General features: G+C 69.8%; 16 protein-coding genes. 13 read left to right on the top strand and 3 right to left on the bottom strand.

The window, feature by feature from the left end:
• Window positions 1-7: 7 nt before the first annotated feature.
• Together CHC09_RS31610 and CHC09_RS31605 are read left to right on the top strand one after the other, a co-directional pair.
• Window positions 8-1,144 (top strand): glycosyltransferase family 4 protein, encoded by a 1,137-nt coding sequence (locus CHC09_RS31610; protein WP_089296901.1) that lies wholly within the window; start codon window positions 8-10, stop codon window positions 1,142-1,144.
• Between the two features lie 43 nt (window positions 1,145-1,187).
• On the top strand, window positions 1,188-1,721 hold the full coding sequence (locus CHC09_RS31605) for a hypothetical protein (protein ID WP_089296900.1): 534 nt from the start codon (window positions 1,188-1,190) through the stop codon (window positions 1,719-1,721).
• Window positions 1,722-2,013: 292 nt separating this feature from the next.
• On the opposite strand, the gene pdxS is transcribed toward CHC09_RS31605, so the two are convergent.
• Window positions 2,014-2,910, bottom strand: coding sequence for a pyridoxal 5'-phosphate synthase lyase subunit PdxS (gene pdxS / locus CHC09_RS31600; RefSeq protein WP_089296899.1), 897 nt, complete (start codon window positions 2,908-2,910; stop codon window positions 2,014-2,016).
• Between the two features lie 177 nt (window positions 2,911-3,087).
• Here pdxS and pdxT point away from each other — a divergent pair, with 177 nt between their 5' ends.
• Genes pdxT through CHC09_RS31585 form a run of 3 tightly spaced genes read left to right on the top strand, consistent with a single transcriptional unit; the run spans window position 3,088 to window position 5,059 of the window.
• Window positions 3,088-3,693 carry a pyridoxal 5'-phosphate synthase glutaminase subunit PdxT gene (pdxT, locus tag CHC09_RS31595; protein ID WP_089296898.1) on the top strand — a complete coding sequence of 202 codons (606 nt, stop codon included), beginning with the start codon at window positions 3,088-3,090 and terminating at the stop codon, window positions 3,691-3,693.
• A 15-nt stretch (window positions 3,694-3,708) separates the two neighbouring features.
• Window positions 3,709-4,461, top strand: a complete 753-nt coding sequence (locus CHC09_RS31590; RefSeq protein ID WP_089296897.1) for a YebC/PmpR family DNA-binding transcriptional regulator — start codon at window positions 3,709-3,711, stop codon at window positions 4,459-4,461.
• A gap of 31 nt (window positions 4,462-4,492) precedes the next feature.
• A complete protein-coding gene (locus CHC09_RS31585) occupies window positions 4,493-5,059 on the top strand; it encodes a Uma2 family endonuclease (protein WP_089296896.1) in 567 nt (188 codons plus the stop codon).
• Here CHC09_RS31585 and CHC09_RS31580 read toward each other — a convergent pair.
• The gene (locus tag CHC09_RS31580) at window positions 5,056-5,595 is read right to left on the bottom strand and encodes a hypothetical protein (RefSeq protein ID WP_089296895.1); all 540 of its coding nucleotides are present in this window, start codon (window positions 5,593-5,595) and stop codon (window positions 5,056-5,058) included. The two genes, CHC09_RS31585 and CHC09_RS31580, sit on opposite strands and share 4 nt — an antisense overlap.
• Window positions 5,596-5,692: 97 nt before the next feature.
• On the opposite strand from CHC09_RS31580, the gene ruvC reads away from it, so the two are divergent.
• The 8 genes from ruvC to CHC09_RS31540 all read left to right on the top strand — a co-directional run bounded on the left by ruvC (window position 5,693) and on the right by CHC09_RS31540 (window position 14,919).
• Window positions 5,693-6,220 (top strand): crossover junction endodeoxyribonuclease RuvC, encoded by a 528-nt coding sequence (gene ruvC / locus CHC09_RS31575; protein WP_089296894.1) that lies wholly within the window; start codon window positions 5,693-5,695, stop codon window positions 6,218-6,220.
• A complete protein-coding gene (gene ruvA, locus CHC09_RS31570) occupies window positions 6,217-6,819 on the top strand; it encodes a Holliday junction branch migration protein RuvA (protein ID WP_089296893.1) in 603 nt (200 codons plus the stop codon). Before ruvC ends, ruvA begins: the two co-directional genes overlap by 4 nt.
• Window positions 6,816-7,859 (top strand): Holliday junction branch migration DNA helicase RuvB, encoded by a 1,044-nt coding sequence (gene ruvB, locus CHC09_RS31565; RefSeq protein WP_089296892.1) that lies wholly within the window; start codon window positions 6,816-6,818, stop codon window positions 7,857-7,859. The genes ruvA and ruvB overlap by 4 nt, the downstream gene beginning before the upstream one ends.
• Window positions 7,860-8,044: 185 nt before the next feature.
• Entirely contained in the window at window positions 8,045-8,392 is a 348-nt protein-coding gene (gene yajC, locus CHC09_RS31560) for a preprotein translocase subunit YajC (protein ID WP_089296947.1), read from the top strand.
• A gap of 169 nt (window positions 8,393-8,561) precedes the next feature.
• Entirely contained in the window at window positions 8,562-10,478 is a 1,917-nt protein-coding gene (gene secD / locus CHC09_RS31555) for a protein translocase subunit SecD (protein ID WP_089296891.1), read from the top strand.
• A gap of 1 nt (window position 10,479) precedes the next feature.
• Window positions 10,480-11,628, top strand: a complete 1,149-nt coding sequence (gene secF, locus CHC09_RS31550; RefSeq protein ID WP_089296890.1) for a protein translocase subunit SecF — start codon at window positions 10,480-10,482, stop codon at window positions 11,626-11,628.
• Window positions 11,629-11,735: 107 nt separating this feature from the next.
• Window positions 11,736-12,281, top strand: a complete 546-nt coding sequence (locus CHC09_RS31545) for an adenine phosphoribosyltransferase (protein ID WP_244911621.1) — start codon at window positions 11,736-11,738, stop codon at window positions 12,279-12,281.
• A gap of 175 nt (window positions 12,282-12,456) precedes the next feature.
• Window positions 12,457-14,919, top strand: a complete 2,463-nt coding sequence (locus CHC09_RS31540; protein WP_089296889.1) for a RelA/SpoT family protein — start codon at window positions 12,457-12,459, stop codon at window positions 14,917-14,919.
• A gap of 281 nt (window positions 14,920-15,200) precedes the next feature.
• Here the strand turns inward: CHC09_RS31540 and CHC09_RS31535 are convergent, their stop codons facing one another.
• The gene (locus CHC09_RS31535; RefSeq protein WP_089296888.1) at window positions 15,201-16,037 is read right to left on the bottom strand and encodes a peptidylprolyl isomerase; all 837 of its coding nucleotides are present in this window, start codon (window positions 16,035-16,037) and stop codon (window positions 15,201-15,203) included.
• Window positions 16,038-16,056 lie beyond the last annotated feature (19 nt).

The raw sequence follows: 16,056 nt of genomic DNA, 5'->3' as shown, positions 1-16,056 counted from the left end.
GAGTGCCGTGCGGATCGGGATCGTCTCGCCCTACTCGTTCGACGTCCCCGGCGGCGTGCAGAACCACATCATGGACCTGGCCGAGGCGCTGATCGGCCTGGGCCATCACGTCAGCGTGCTCGCGCCCGCCGACGAGGACGCCGACCTGCCGGAATATCTGGTGCCGGCCGGGCGGGCGGTGCCACTGCCGTACAACGGCTCGGTGGCCCGGATCGCCTTCGGGCCGGTCTCCACCGCCCGGACCCGCCGCTGGCTCGCCCGCGGCGAGTTCGACGTGCTGCACGTGCACGAGCCGCTGACGCCCAGCCTGTCGCTGCTCGCGGTGCTCTCCGCGCGCGGCCCGGTGGTGGCCACCTTCCACACCGCGATGACCCGGTCCCGGGCCCTCGCCGTCGCGCAGAACTTCCTGCAGCCGGTGATGGAGAAGATCACCGCCCGGATCGCGGTCAGTGAGCTGGCCCGCAAGGTCCAGGTGGAACACCTCGGCGGCGGCGCGGTCGAGATCCCCAACGGGGTCGCGGTGCGGAAGTTCGCCACGGCGGACGCGCTGCCGGGATGGCCCGGCGAGGGCGGCACGCTCGGTTTCCTCGGCCGTTTCACCGAATCCCGCAAGGGGTTCCCGCTGCTGCGTACGGCGTTCGTCACGCTCGCCCGGCAGCGCCCCGGCCTGCGCCTGCTGGTGGCCGGCCCCGGCGACCGCGACGAGCTGTTCGCCGGGATCCCGGCCGAGCTGCACTCCCGGGTCGAGTTCCTGGGCCTGGTCAGTGAGGCGGACAAGGCCCGGATGCTGCGCAGCGTCGACGTCTACGTCGCCCCGAACACCGGCGGGGAGAGCTTCGGCATGATCCTCACCGAGGCGATGGCGGCCGGCGCGACGATCGCGGCGAGCGACCTGGACGCGTTTCGTCGGGTATTGGACGGTGGCCGGGCCGGCGCGCTCTTCCCGAACGGCGACGCGGACGCGCTCACCACCCTGCTCGGTGACCTGCTCGACAGCCCCGATCACCGGGCTGACCTGGCCTCCCGTGCTCGGGTGGCGGTCGGCGCGTTCGACTGGCCGAGTGTGGCCGCCCGGGTTCTCGAGGTCTACACCACGGCGATCGAGGCCACCGACGGGCGGGTTTTCGACGACGAACCGGCATGATCGACTCGGGGCAGGTGACAGCCGGAGACGTTTCGGCACTACGATGCCCCGCATGTGGTGGGTGGTGGGTGCCGTCGTGCTGGCCGCGATCTTCTCGGCGTACCTCGGATGGACCGCCCAGCGGGTCGAGCGGGTGCACGCCCGCGCCCAGTCCGCCGAGCGTGCCCTCGACGCGCACCTGCTGCGCCGTGCCGCGGCCGCCGCGGTGGTCGCCGAGCAGATCGAGTCGGTCGAGCTGTACGCCGCCGCCCGGCTCGCCCTCGACGCGGAGCCGGACGAGCGCGAGTCCGCGGAGAACGACCTCACCCGCCATCTGCAGGGCATCGTCCTGGACCCGGCCGACCCGGCGGCACGCACGCTGATCGGCAGCAGCCGGCGGGTGGTGCTGGCCCGCCAGGTGCACACCGACCTGGTCCGGGACGCGCTCACCGCGCGGCGGCGCAAGCTGGTGCGGGTGCTGCGGCTGCCCGGGCGGTACCCGCGGCCGCGCTACTTCGACATCGTCGAGCCGGTCATGCCGCCGCTGCCGGTGCCGAGCGCCGCGCCCGCGACACCGCAGCCGGTACAGACCGTCTGAGCGCGGTAAGCCGGGCCGCAGCCACCGGCCAACCGCGAGCGGCGTCAACCACGGCAACCAGGTGGCCACCCTGCCTGGCCAGCCAACCCCAGCCGACCACGGACCGCGGCGCGCGGCAGCGGCCCGCACGACGGCACGGCCCCGCGCGAGATCGGCACGGCAACGAGGCCGCGAGGCCTGCTCACGGGGCTCCATCGGTCGTACCGGGGAAATGGGATCTTAAAATTGATCGCCGGTCGCCTTGAGCCGAAAAAGGGCCGCCCACCAGGGCGGCCCTTCCTCGTGACAGCGATTACCAGCCGCGCTCGGCGAGGCGGTGCGGCTGCGGGATCTCGTCGACGTTGATGCCGACCATGGCCTCACCCAGGCCACGCGACACCTTGGCGATCACGTCCGGGTCGTCGTGGAACGTGGTGGCCTTGACGATCGCGGCGGCCCGCTGCGCCGGGTTGCCGGACTTGAAGATGCCCGAGCCGACGAAGACACCCTCGGCGCCCAGCTGCATCATCATCGCGGCGTCCGCCGGGGTGGCGATGCCGCCCGCGGTGAAGAGCACGACCGGCAGCTTGCCCGCCTCGGCAACCTCCTTGACCAGCTCGTACGGCGCCTGCAGCTCCTTGGCGGCGACGTAGAGCTCGTCCTCGGGCAGGGTCTGCAGCCGGCGGATCTCGGCCCGGATCTTGCGCATGTGGGTGGTCGCGTTCGAGACGTCGCCGGTGCCGGCCTCGCCCTTCGAACGGATCATCGCGGCGCCCTCGGTGATCCGCCGCAGCGCCTCACCCAGGTTGGTCGCACCACAGACGAAGGGGACGGTGAACTGCCACTTGTCGATGTGGTTCGCGAAGTCGGCCGGGGTCAGCACCTCGGACTCGTCGATGTAGTCGACGCCGAGCGACATCAGGACCTGGGCCTCGACGAAGTGTCCGATCCGGGCCTTGGCCATCACCGGGATCGAGACGGCGTTGATGATGCCGTCGATCATGTCCGGGTCCGACATGCGCGAGACGCCACCCTGAGCGCGGATGTCCGCGGGGACCCGCTCCAGCGCCATCACGGCGACCGCGCCGGCGTCCTCGGCGATCTTCGCCTGCTCGGGGGTGACGACGTCCATGATCACGCCGCCCTTGAGCATCTCCGCCATACCGCGCTTGACGCGGGCGGTTCCGACGGCGGGCTGGTTCTCAGACATACGACTCCTCGTGCGGGGTTTGTTACGGCGATCCTACGAAGTGGGCCGCCGACGCCTCGATAGCCAATCGACCCCACGGTGGCCTGCATTAGCGGTCGGCGGCTCGGGCGGGGGTTTGTCCAAGGTCACCCGCGGCCGCCTCTGACCAGCCCGGATCGGGGTCCTAGAGTTGGTGGCGTGAACATCGGAGTGCTGGCCCTGCAGGGCGACGTGCGCGAACACCTGTCCGCTCTGGCCGAATCAGACGTGCTTGCCCGGCCGATCCGGCGGCCCGAGGAACTGGCCGACGTCGACGCACTGGTGATCCCCGGGGGCGAGTCCACCGCGATCAGCAACCTCGCGATCACTTTCGGCCTGCTCGACCCGATTCGGAAGCGCATCGCGGACGGCATGCCGGTGTACGGTTCCTGCGCCGGCATGATCATGCTGGCGACCACGGTTCTGGACGGCCGCCCCGACCAGGAGTCCTTCCAGGGGATCGAGATGACCGTCCGGCGTAACGCGTTCGGCCGGCAGGTCGACTCGTTCGAGGCGGATGTGGAGATCGAGGGCATCGAGGGCGGCGACTTCCACGCCGTTTTCATCCGGGCCCCGTGGGTCGAGCAGATCGGCCCCGACGTGCGGGTGCTGGGGCGAGTGGCCTCCGGTGACGCCGCCGGTAGGATTGTCGCCGTTCGGCAGGGGAACCTGCTCGCCACGGCATTCCACCCGGAGCTGACCGGCGACCTTCGCGTCCACCGGTACTTCGTCGAGATGGTCCGCCAGGCCGCACCCGCACGGTAGACACGGAGGTTACGCATGTCCGGCCACTCCAAGTGGGCGACGACCAAGCACAAGAAGGCGGTCGTCGACGCCAAGCGCGGCAAGATGTTCGCCAAGCTGATCAAGAACATCGAGGTCGCGGCGCGTACCGGTGGCGGCGACCCGTCCGGTAACCCCACGCTCTACGACGCCATCCAGAAGGCGAAGAAGTCGTCGGTTCCGAACGACAACATCAACAACGCGGTCAAGCGCGGCTCCGGCCTCGAGGCCGGCGGCGCCGACTGGCAGACGATCATGTACGAGGGGTACGGCCCGAACGGCGTCGCCCTGCTGATCGAGTGCCTCACCGACAACCGTAACCGCGCCGCGACCGAGGTGCGCACCCGGCTGACTCGTAACCACGGCACGTTCGCCGACGCGGGCTCGGTGTCCTACCTGTTCAACCGTAAGGGCGTGGTGATCGTCCCCAAGGGTGAGCTGACCGAGGACGACGTGATGCTCGCGGTGCTGGAGGCCGGCGCCGAGGAGATCAACGACCTGGGTGACTCGTTCGAGGTGGTCAGCGAGCCGACCGACCTGGTCGCGGTGCGCACCGCGCTGCAGGGCGCCGGCATCGACTACGACTCGGCCGAGTCGCCGCTGCTCCCGACCATGACGGTTGAGGTCGACGAGGACGCCGCCCGCAAGGTGTTCAAGCTGATCGACGCGCTCGAGGACTGCGACGACGTGCAGAACATCTACGCGAACTTCGACGTCTCCGACGAGGTAATGGCACTCATTGACGCGTGACATCTAGTCGCAGGGCAACTAGGCTGAGGGGGTGCTTGCTTTGACCGAGCCATCAATACCCCTGTCCGTCATCAAAGATCTGGACGTTGATGATCTTGTCAAGCTGCCCCGCGGCCGATACGAACTGCATGACGGAAACCTCGTCATCATGACCCCTACGTCCTTTTGGCATAAGGACATGGTGTTGCGGATCTGTTCAATGCTGGTCGCGGCCGGCGCCCGAGCGTTCCAGGATCCTGGGGTGCGCGGGAGTCGGCCGCGAGACTGCCGCCTTCCGGATGTCGGTGTGGCCATCGCGCCCCCGCCGAATACCGCCGACTATTCGAATCTGCCCGGTTCTGCCTACAGCCTCGTGGCCGAAGTCGTCTCCGAAAACTCGCCGAACGGCGAGTACACCCACAAGGCGGACTGGTATGCCGAGCAGGGCATCCCGGAATACTGGATCGTCGAGCGGGATTCTGAGCGCTCCCATGACGATGCCACGGTCATCATTCAGCGGCTGACCGCAGGCGTGGGCGGCCAGGCTTATACCCATGTGCGGACCCTCAGGCTCTCCGAGCTGGAAGCCGAGTATCGCGCGAAGCGAGTTGCCGGCTAAGCCGGTGGGCCGGCGAGCCAGGCCATGGACTGGACCATGGTGGCTACCAGGAGCAGGCCGCCGATGATCAGGCGGGCGATGCGGCGGTGTTCGGAGCGGCGCCAGGCGTGGACCCAGGCGACGGTCGCGTCGGCGAGGGTGCGGAGGCCGGCCCGGGTCGTACCGTCGAGCACGGCGGCCTTGCGGAGAGCGAGGCTGGCGGCCGGGCCGCTTACCTGTGCGAAGACGCTCGCCGGCGGGCGCAGTACGCGGACCTCGACCTCGTAGATCTGATCCTCGCGCCAGGCGTGGGCCCGTTTGGAGAGGCGTTTGCGCAGGTAGAGGCCGGGGGTGTCGGAGTGGGTGAGGCGGCCCCACCAGTACAGCCGGCGCCAGTGGCCGGCCAGGTCGACCAGGGCCTCCTGGTAGATCTCGTGACCCACCGGATCGCCGCCGGCCAGGCGCAGTGCATCGTGCCGCAGCTCCTGCTCGTGAGCCGCGACGGTGCCGACGAACTCCGGCGGCGGGTCGTCGGCCATCGGCGGTATGAGGTACATGACGTCCTCCCGCCTCCATCGTCGGAGCGTGTCGGCGGTGAATGCAAGCGGTGACCGTATTAGGGTGTCGAACACACGTACGTGAGGGGAGGCCGCGGTGCGCGTACTCGGCATCGACCCGGGTCTCACCCGGTGCGGCGTCGGCGTGGTCGAGGGGGTGCCCGGCCGGCCCGGCAGGATGATCGGCTACTACGTCGTCCGCAGCGAGCCCGGCGAGGACATCGCGCTGCGCCTGCTGAACCTGGACCGGTCGCTGGCCGAGTTGATCGCCGAGCACAAACCGGACGCGGTCGCGGTCGAGCGGGTGTTCGCCCAGCACAACGTGCGGACCGTGATGGGCACCGCGCAGGCCAGCGGTGTCGCCGTGCTCGCCGGGGCACGGGCCGGACTGCCCGTGGAGACGTACACGCCGAGTGAGGTCAAAGCGGCCGTCACCGGGTCCGGGACCGCCGACAAGGCGCAGGTCACCTCGATGGTCACGCGCCTGCTGCAGCTCGACGCGCCACCGAAACCGGCCGACGCGGCGGACGCCCTCGCCCTGGCCATCTGTCACATCTGGCGCGGCGGAACCCGCGCGAAGATCCAAGCCGCGGCCCTGGCCGCCGCCCGCAGGAGCCCTCGATGATCGCCAGCGTGCGCGGCGTGGTCGCCGCGATCCTCCATGACAGTGCCGTGATCGAGGTGGGTGGTGTCGGCATGCGGGTCTTCTGCACGCCGAACACGCTCGCCGGGCTGCGCGTCGGCGCGGAGGCCCGGCTCGCCACCACCCTGATCGTCCGGGAGGACTCGCTCACCCTCTACGGCTTCGCCGACGACGACGAGCGGCAGCTCTTCGACCTGCTGCTGACGGCGAACGGGGTCGGGCCGCGGATCGCGCAGGCGGTGCTCGCGGTGCACCAGCCCGACGCGGTGCGCCGGGCGATCGGTGGCGGCGACCTGGCGGCCCTGACCCAGGTCCCGGGCATCGGCAAGCGCGGCGCCGAGAAGCTGATCGTGGAGCTCAAGGGCAAGATCGGCCCGGTCGGGCTCGGCGACGGCGGCAGCACGAGCGTGCTGGCCGGCGCCTGGCAGGAGCAGGTCCGCCAGGGTGTGCTCGCGCTCGGCTGGAGCGCCGCCCAGGCCGATCAGGCGGTCGCCGCGATCGGCGAGACGATCGAGGGTGAGCCGCCGTCGGTGCCGGTGCTGCTGCGCCAGGCGATCCGGCTGCTGGGCAAGACGCGATGAGTGACGAGCTCTCACCGGAGGCCCGGGACGAGGAACTGGACGCCGAGGCGAGCGTCCGCCCGAAGCGACTGGCCGACTTCATCGCCCAGCACCGCGTCCGTGACCAGCTCGAACTGCTGCTCAAGGGAGCGATGGGCCGCGGTTCCCCGCCCGACCACATCCTGCTCTCCGGCCCGCCCGGCCTCGGCAAGACGACCTTGGCGAACATCGTGGCGGCGGAGCTGGGCACCGGGATCAGGACCACCAGCGGGCCGGTGATCGAGCGTTCTGGCGACCTGGCCGCGATCCTGACCGGGCTCGGACCGGGCGACGTGCTCTTCATCGACGAGATCCACCGGATCGCCAAGCCGGCCGAGGAGCTGCTCTACAGCGCGATGGAGGACTTCCGGGTCGACGTGGTGGTCGGCAAGGGGCCGGGCGCCACCGCGATCCCGCTGGACGTGGAGCCGTTCACGCTGGTCGGCGCGACCACCCGGGCCGGCCTGCTGACCGGGCCGATGCGCGACCGCTTCGGCTTCGTCGCGCACCTGGACTTCTACTCTCCCGCCGACCTGGACGCGCTGCTGCACCGCTCGGCGCGGATCCTCGGGGTGCCGATCACCGCGGCGGGCGCTGCGGAGATCGCCGGACGCTCCCGGGGCACGCCGCGTATCGCGAACCGGCTGCTGCGCCGGGTCCGCGACTTCGCCGAGGTGCGGGCGGACGGCGTGGTCACCGACGAGGTCGCGCGCGCGGCGCTGAAGGTGTACGACGTCGACGAACTCGGCCTGGACCGGCTGGACCGGGCGGTGCTGCGCGCGCTGATCGAGTCGTTCAAGGGCGGCCCGGTCGGCCTCTCCACGCTCGCCGTCGCGGTGGGGGAGCAGTCCGACACGGTCGAAGAGGTGTGCGAACCGTTCCTGGTGCGGGCCGGTCTGCTCGCGCGCACCTCACGTGGCCGGGTGGCCACCGAGGCCGGTTGGGCACATCTCGGCCGCACTCCGCCGCAAGACGGCAGGTCGGGCGTGTTTCAGGGTGACCTGTTCGCACGAGATACGTAAATATCCCTCGTGATGTGAACGTGACGTGTGCCGCATTCGTAGTCTCCAGGTTGACCGATTAGACTCGCCCCCGCTCAACCCGGATGTTTTGACGCCCCGGCACACCTCAACAGAGGGTGTCGGAGGCCTACGGAAGGCTGTTTCTCGTGTACCTGGCCGCTTCCAACAGCTCCAACCCGCTGGGGATGGTTCTGCCCTTCATTCTGATCATCGGCGTGATGTATCTGCTGGTCATCAGGCCGCAGCAGAAGCGGCGGCGGGAGGCGATGGAGCTGCAGAACAAGCTCGGAGCCGGGGACGAGATCGTCACCATCGGCGGCCTGCACGGCACCGTGGTGAGCGTCGAGGACGACGTGGTGACTCTGGAGATCGCGCCCGACGTGCAGGTCCGGTTCGCCCGGCAGGCGATCTCCCGGGTGATCACCCGCGCCGACGAGCCGGCCGCCGAGACCGTCGAGGCCGAGCCGGTCGCCGCCTCGGAGACCGTCGAGGAGCCGGTGAGCCCGGTCGTCGAAACCCGGAAGCAGGACTGACAAGAGTTCGACCCCCGGACCGGGCCGCGGCGTCCCTGCCTGCGGCTCCGGTCCGTCCCGGCCGCCGTTCGAACGGTCGTCGGCCGGCCATCGATCGACAGCGCCGCGCGGTGCGCGCGGCCTGAACACAGGGAGACCTAACGCCGTGGCACGACCACCACAGGGACAGATGCATCCTGGACGCCAACTCGGCGTGCTCGGCCTGATCTTCGTCGTCCTGTATCTGCTCGTCTTCTTCGGCGGTGGAGCCAAGGGCAGCTTCGCCGATCGCCTTCAGCCGAAGCTCGGCCTCGACCTGGTCGGCGGCACGCAGGCGACGTACATCGCGAGCCAGGCCGGTGGCAAGCCGAGCAAGGACGCGATGGAGCAGGCCCGCACGATCATCAACAACCGGGTGGACGCCCTCGGCGTCTCCGAGGCCGAGGTGGTCGTCCAGGGTGACAACACCATCGTGGTCTCCCTGGCCGGTAAGGCGGACGACCAGCTCAAGGACCTTGCGCAGGCCGCCAACATGCGGTTCCGGCTGCTGATCGGCACGACTCAGGACGTCTCCGCGACCGCGTTGAACCCGCCGTCGCCGTCGCCCAGTGTCTCGGCGAGCGGCGTCCCGTCGGCGGCCCCGTCCGGCTCGGTCGCTCCGAAGAGCAGCGCCAGCGCCCCGTCGGTGGTGTCGAGCCCGTCGGGCGGCACGGGCGGCCAGGGCGGTGGCGAGGCGGTGCCCAGCGCCACCCCGTCGGCCAACCCGAGCGCCTCGGCGTCGGCCCCGGCTGCCACTCCGAGCGCGTCCTCGTCGCCGGCTCCGGTGACGGCGGACGTGAAGGCGCAGCGTGCGGAGGTCGAGAAGAAGGTCGGCGCGGCACTCTGGGCGCAGGCCGAGAAGCTGACCGCGCCGGTCGACCTGTCCAGCGACCCGAAGGCCGGCCTGGCGTACAAGCCGTTCTCCACGCTGACCCCGGCGGAGATCGCCGTGCTCAGCCCGGAGATGCAGTTCAACGTCCCGACGATCAGCTGCGACCAGCTCGACAAGCGGCCGAACGGCTCGATCGACAACGAGAAGTCCCAGGTGGTGGCCTGCTACGGTGGCCAGGCCAAGGTCCTGCTGGACAAGGCGACGGTGGTCGGTGACGACATCGCCAACGCCAGCCCGCAGCTCGACCAGCAGAACGGCCAGTGGGTGGTCTCGCTCGACTTCAAGAGCGAGGGCCAGAAGAAGTGGGCCGACCTGACCCGGGTGGCGTACAACGCGACCTCCAGCGACCCGTGCTTCACCGCCGTCCAGGCGCTCTACGGCTCGGCCGAGCACTGCGCGGTCGCGGTCGTGCTCGACAAGGAGATCCTGTCGGCGCCGCAGATCCAGGGCGTGCTGACCGGCTCGTCGCAGATCACCGGCAGCTTCACCGCGGCCTCCGCCAAGCAGCTGGCCGACCAGCTCAAGTTCGGCGCCATCCCGGTCACCTTCGAGGCCGGCCCGATGCAGACCATCTCCGCGACGCTCGGTTACCAGCAGCTTCAGGCGGGCCTGATCGCCGCTGGGATCGGCCTGGCGCTGGTGGCGATCTACGCGTTCTTCTACTACCGCCTGCTCGGCTCGGTGATCTTCCTGAGCCTGCTGCTCTCCGGTCTGCTCACCTTCGGCGCGCTGGTCTTCCTCGGCCGCACCATCGGGTACACGCTGACCCTGGCCGGTATCGCCGGCTTCATCGTGTCCCTAGGTGTCGCGGCGGACTCGTTCGTCATCTACTTCGAGCGGCTCAAGGACGAGATCCACGAGGGCCGCTCGCCGCGCAGCGCGGTGCCGCGGGCGTGGCACCGGGCCCGGCGGACGATCATCTCGGCGAACACCATCACCATCATGTGTGCGGTGGTGCTCTACATCGTGTCGATCGGCGCGGTGCAGGGCTTCGCGTTCGCGATGGGTCTCTCGACCATCCTCGACCTGCTCGTGGTGTTCCTCTTCCGGCACCCGATCATGACCATGTTCGCCAACACCAAGGCGTTCATGTCGCCGCGGGTCAGCGGCCTCGGCCGCGTCCTGCGCCGCACCCCGACCGAGGAGTCCGGCTCCTCGCGTGTGAAGGAGGCCTGACATGGCCCGTCCCGGTCTCGCGACCCGTCTCTACGCGGGTGAAGCGAACATCAACATCGTGGGCCGCCGGAAGATGTGGTTCACCATCGCGACGGCGCTGGTGCTGATCGCGATCGGCAGCTTCGTGATCCGCGGCTTCGAGCTCGGCATCGAGTTCGCCGGTGGTACCTCGTTCAGCGTGCCGGCCTCGGTCGAGGGCAAGACGCTGACCCAGGACGAGGTCGCCAAGGCGGTCGACAAGGCCGTCCGGGAGGCTGACCCGGAAGCCTCGACCACCGCGGTCCAGCAGGTCGGCGAGGGCGCCGATGCCAGCTTCACGGTGCGTGCGTCGGCGCTGTCGGCGGACGAGGTGAGCAAGGCCAAGGCCACGCTCGTCACCGATCTCGGGGTGGAGGCCAAGAAGATCAGTGACAGCCAGGTCTCGGCGGCCTGGGGCGGCAAGGTCACCCAGCAGGCCATTCTCGGTCTGATCATCTTCCTGGTCCTGGTGGTGGCGTACCTGATCGTCCGGTTCGAGTGGCGGATGGCGGTGGCCGCGCTGGCCTCGCTCGTGCTCGACCTGGTGCTCACCGCCGGTGTGTACTCGCTGGTCGGCTTCGAGGTGACGCCCTCCACGGTGATCGGCTTCCTGACGATCCTCGGTTACTCGCTGTACGACGTCGTCGTGGTCTTCGACAAGGTGCAGGAGAACACCCGGGGGATCACCGCGGGCAGCACCCGCACCTACGCCGAGGCGACCAACCTGGCGGTCAACCAGACCCTGATGCGGTCGCTGAACACCGGTCTGGTGGCGCTGCTGCCGGTCGGTGGCCTGCTCTTCATCGGTGCCGGCCTGCTCGGCGCGGGCACCCTGAAGGACCTGGGCCTGGTGCTCTTCGTCGGCATGGGCTTCGGCGTCATCTCGTCGATCATGTTCGCCGCGCCGGTGCTGAGCGCGCTGAAGGACCAGGAGCCGAAGATCAAGGCGCACAACGCCCGGGTGCTGGCCCGCCGGGCCAACCGCTCCGACGACGTGGCCCGCGGCGACCAGGGCCGCCCGGCGAACGCCACCGACTCGGACGTCCCCGCGATGGCCGGCAGCACGGCCCCGCGCCCGGGCGCCCGTCCGGCCAACCGTCGCTCCGGCAACCGTCCCGGCGGCAAGCGGTAAACCTGTAAGCAGTTCGATCGAGCGGCCCGTCACCGATGGTGGCGGGCCGTTTCGTCGGCCCGTTCCGGCCCGCCGCTAGGCTGTCCGCCGTGACTACCGAGATTCCCCTGGCGACCGGTGACTGCGGGGCCGAGCTGGCCGCTCTGGTCGCGGGCGCCAGCATCGACGTGCCGGACTTCCCCAAGCCCGGAGTCGTCTTCAAGGACCTGATGCCGCTCTTCGCGGACGCCGAGGTGTTCCGGCGGGTGATCGACGGCATCGCGGCGCACCACGGTCCCGGCTCGTTCGACGTGGTGGCCGGGGTGGAGGCGCGCGGGTTCGTGGTGGCGGCGGCGCTCGCCTACGCGGCCGGCACCGGGGTGGTTCCGATCCGCAAGGCCGGCAAGCTGCCGCGCAAGGCCCTGTCCGCCTCGTACGCGCTGGAATACGGCGAGGCCACCCTGGAGGTGCATGAGGACGCGTTCGTGGCCGGGCAGCGGGTTCTGGTGGTCGACGACGTGCTCGCCACCGGGGGGACCGCGGCCGCGGCGATGGACCTGGTGGAGCGGGCCGGTGGCACGGTCTCCGGCTTCACCGTGCTGCTCGAGTTGGGATTCTTGAACGGGCGGGCGAGGCTGAGCTCGCGTGCGGTGCGCTCGCTGCTGACCGTTTGATCCCCGTTCGTTGTTGTTCGCCCCGCCGGTCCTGGCCGAATCGGAGGTTCGGCCGGGCCAACAGCGATGTCGGTGCGGGTAGGATGGTCGTTCCAGAGGGCCACCCCTGGATGAAATCGTCTTCGACGGGCTTCAGACTCCGGCGAGGATCATGGCGAAGGTGATGAGGAGGCCGGTGTCCAGCGACGTCGTCCCTCCGGCGGAGGGCACGGTGCAACCGACCCAGAACTCGCGGACCGGCACGGGCGAGGTTTCGCCCGATGGCCAGGCTCGCCTCGACGAGAAGACCGCTTCCGACGGGGCCGCGCCCGCGGCTGTCGGTGACCCGGAGACCACCCAGCCATCCCCGCTGACCGGTGAGACGACCGGCTTCGGCTTCGCCAGCGCGCCCACCGGCCGGCGGGTGCGGGCACGACTGGCCCGGTTCAACGCACCCTGGCAGAGCACGCAGGTCAGCGAGGTCCTCGAGCCGCTGATCGCCACGCACCGGGCGAGTCACCCCAAGGGTGACGTGCGCCAGTTGCAGAAGGCGTTCGACGTGGCCGCCCGCTGGCACTCCGGGCAGTACCGCAAGTCCGGCGACCCGTACATCACGCACCCGCTCGCCGTGGCGACCATCCTGGCCAACCTGGGCATGGACACCACGACGCTGGCCGCCGCGCTGCTGCACGACACGATCGAGGACACCGACTACGGCCTCGAGCAGCTGCGCAACGACTTCGGCGCCGAGGTGGCGCTCCTGGTCGACGGTGTGACCAAGCTCGACCGGGTGAAGCTCGGCGACGCGGCGAAGGCCGAGACGATCCGCAAGATGGTCGTCGCGATGGCCAAGGACCCGCGCGTCCTGGTGATCAAGCTGGCCGACCGGCTGCACAACATGCGTACCCTCACCTTCCTGCCCCGCCCCAAGCAGGAGCAGAAGGCGAAGGAGACGCTGGAGATCCTGGCCCCGCTGGCCCACCGGCTGGGTATGAACACGATCAAGTGGGAGCTGGAGGACCTGGCCTTCGGCACCCTGTTCCCCAAACGGTTCGAGGAGATCAACCGCCTGATCGGCGAGCACCAGCCGCAGCGCGAGGCGCTGCTGCGCCAGGTGACGAACCGGGTCAGCCTCGACCTCAAGTCGGCGAAGATCAAGGCCGAGACGACCGGCCGCCCCAAGCACCTCTACTCGATCTATCAGAAGATGATCGTCCGGGGCCGGGACTTCAACGACATCTATGACCTGGTCGGCGTCCGCATCCTGGTCGACACGGTCCGCGACTGCTACGCCGCGCTGGGCGTGATCCACGCGAACTGGCAGCCGGTGCCGGGCCGGTTCAAGGACTACATCGCGATGCCGAAGTTCAACATGTACCAGTCGCTGCACACGACCGTGATCGGCCCCACCGGCAAGCCGGTCGAGATGCAGATCCGGACGTTCGCGATGCACCGGACGGCCGAGTTCGGCATCGCCGCGCACTGGAAGTACAAGGAGCAGAAGGGCGCGACGATCGTCGGCCCGCCGGCGCACATCGACGAGATGACCTGGCTGCGGCAGCTGCTTGACTGGCAGCGGGAGGCGAGCGACCCGTCCGAGTTCCTGGACGCGCTGCGGTTCGACCTGTCCAGCCAGGAGGTCTACGTCTTCACGCCGAAGGGCGACGTGATCCCGTTGCCGACCGGCTCCACGCCCGTCGACTTCGCGTACGCGGTGCACACCGAGGTCGGGCACAAGTGCATCGGCGCGCGGGTGAACGGCAAGCTGGTGCCGCTGGAGTCGACGCTCTCCAACGGCGACGTGATCGAGATCTTCACGTCCAAGTCCGCCACGGCCGGCCCGACGCAGGACTGGCTCGGCTTCGTGAAGAGCCCGCGGGCGCGGACGAAGATCCGGCAGTTCTTCAACAAGGAGCGCCGCGAGGAAGCGATCGAGGACGGCAAGGACGCGATCGTCAAGGCGATGCGCAAGCAGGGCCTGCCCCTGCAGCGCATGCTGACCAGCGACAACCTCACGACCATCGCTCGTGACCTGCACCTGGCCGACGTCTCCTCGCTCTACGCCGCGGTGGGCGAGAACACCGTCTCCGCGCAGTCCGTGGTCGCCAAGCTCGTCGCCGGTTTCGGTGGCGAGGAGGGCGCGGTCGAGGACATCGCCGAGACCGCCGTCGCGACCCGGCCGCCGCGCAACCGCAGCACCGCGCAGGACCCGGGTGTGGTGGTGAAGGGCGTCTCCGACGTCTGGGTGAAGCTGGCCCGCTGCTGCACCCCGGTTCCGGGGGACGTGGTGTTCGGCTTCGTCACCCGCTCCGGCGGGGTGAGCGTGCACCGGGAGGACTGCGCCAACTCGCAGGACCTGCGCGATCAGGACGAGCGGGTCGTCGAGGTGAGCTGGAAGCCGACGTCCGCGTCGACGTTCCTGGTCGCCATCCAGGTGGAGGCGCTGGACAGGCACAAGCTGCTGGCCGACGTGACCCGGGTGCTCTCCGAGGAGCGGGTGAACATTCTGTCCGCGACGGTCACCACGACCCGCGACCGGGTGGCGGTCAGCCGGTTCACCTTCGAGATGGCCGACCCGAAGCATCTCGGTCACCTGGTGGCGGCGGTGCGGAAGGTCGACGGCGTGTTCGACGCGTACCGGGTGACGTCCGGCGCCTGAGCCTCCATGACCGGGCTGGGGAGCGCGCGGCGCGCCTCGGCCCGAGCCGGTGCCGGGATTTGCCGTGAGCGTGCCCTGATCTGGTCCTGTGTCCGAGTTTGCGCGTGATCTAAGCCTGTTTCAGGGCTTACGTGCGGCGCGCTGCGGTCCGGGGTTGCGCGGACCTCGCGCGAGATTGCCACAGCGCTTGGGCCGGGAGGCCTGGGGGCGGGACCTCATCGGTCGTACCGCAAAGAAAAGGGCGGCCCGAAGCGGGCCGCCCGTTTCTCGTGGACCTTGCGTCAGGAAACCGTCATGGTCTTGATGTCGAGTTCCTTCTTGGGGTGACCGCCGCCGGCGCTCGCCGCGAACGCGCCGTCGTCACCGGCCTTGACCACGCTCTGCACCACGTCCATGCCCTTGGTGATCTTGCCGAGCAGGGTGTAGCTCGCGGGGAGCTGGGTGTCCTCCGCGCAGATGAAGAACTGGCTGCCGGTGGAGCCGGGCTGGCCGGTGTTGGCCATTGCGATCGAACCCGCGGGGTACGGCTTGGTGGTGTCGGTCGGCAGGTTCTCCTCGGCCATGGTGTAGCCCGGGCCGCCGGTGCCGTCGGTCTCGCGGTAGCCCTTGCCGGTGGCGAACGGGTCGCCGCACTGCAGGACCTTGAACTTGTCCTCGTTCACCAGGCGGTGGCACTTGGTGTTGTCGAGGAACTTCTTCGACGCGAGGAACTTGTAGCTGGCGCCGGTGCAGGGAGCCTTGGACAGATCGATGTTCGCCTCGATCGGGCCGAGGTTGGTGTCGAGGGTCAGCGTGCTGGTCCCGGTGTTCGGCACCGTGGCCGGCGGCATGCCGACGTCCTTGACCTTGCCACCGCCGGCCGCGCTGGACGGGGTCCAGGTGCAGGCGACCATGCCGGCCGGGACGGTGTTGGCGCTGCCCGCGGACGTCTTCTTGTCGTCCTTGCGCAGGGCGCTCGCGATCCACACGGCCGCGCCGGCGATCACCACGACGGCGAGGGCGGAGCCAATGATCGCCTGGCGGCGGCGCCGGCTGCGAGCCGACGCGGCACGCTCGGCCATCTCCTTCTCGAGCCGGGCTCGCGCCGCCGCGCGCTGCCGGTCCTTGATCGACGACACGTCGTTCCTCCTGCTGGTC

The organism is Actinoplanes regularis, from assembly GCF_900188005.1.
In the GTDB taxonomy this organism is placed as follows: Bacteria; Actinomycetota; Actinomycetes; order Mycobacteriales; family Micromonosporaceae; genus Actinoplanes; species Actinoplanes regularis.
The sequence above is the reverse complement of the archived record's forward strand: the minus strand, read 5'-3'. Positions and strand labels throughout refer to the sequence as shown.

What these genes read in the sequence shown, in the direction of transcription:
- pdxS (WP_089296899.1), bottom strand. Translation starts at nt 2,910, where the DNA reads ATGTCTGAGAACCAGCCCGCCGTCGGAACCGCCCGCGTCAAGCGCGGT.
- CHC09_RS31605 (WP_089296900.1), top strand. Translation starts at nt 1,188, where the DNA reads ATGCCCCGCATGTGGTGGGTGGTGGGTGCCGTCGTGCTGGCCGCGATC.
- ruvB (WP_089296892.1), top strand. Translation starts at nt 6,816, where the DNA reads ATGAGTGACGAGCTCTCACCGGAGGCCCGGGACGAGGAACTGGACGCC.
- ruvA (WP_089296893.1), top strand. Translation starts at nt 6,217, where the DNA reads ATGATCGCCAGCGTGCGCGGCGTGGTCGCCGCGATCCTCCATGACAGT.
- secD (WP_089296891.1), top strand. Translation starts at nt 8,562, where the DNA reads ATGCATCCTGGACGCCAACTCGGCGTGCTCGGCCTGATCTTCGTCGTC.
- CHC09_RS31580 (WP_089296895.1), bottom strand. Translation starts at nt 5,595, where the DNA reads ATGTACCTCATACCGCCGATGGCCGACGACCCGCCGCCGGAGTTCGTC.
- secF (WP_089296890.1), top strand. Translation starts at nt 10,480, where the DNA reads ATGGCCCGTCCCGGTCTCGCGACCCGTCTCTACGCGGGTGAAGCGAAC.
- yajC (WP_089296947.1), top strand. Translation starts at nt 8,045, where the DNA reads ATGGTTCTGCCCTTCATTCTGATCATCGGCGTGATGTATCTGCTGGTC.
- CHC09_RS31590 (WP_089296897.1), top strand. Translation starts at nt 3,709, where the DNA reads ATGTCCGGCCACTCCAAGTGGGCGACGACCAAGCACAAGAAGGCGGTC.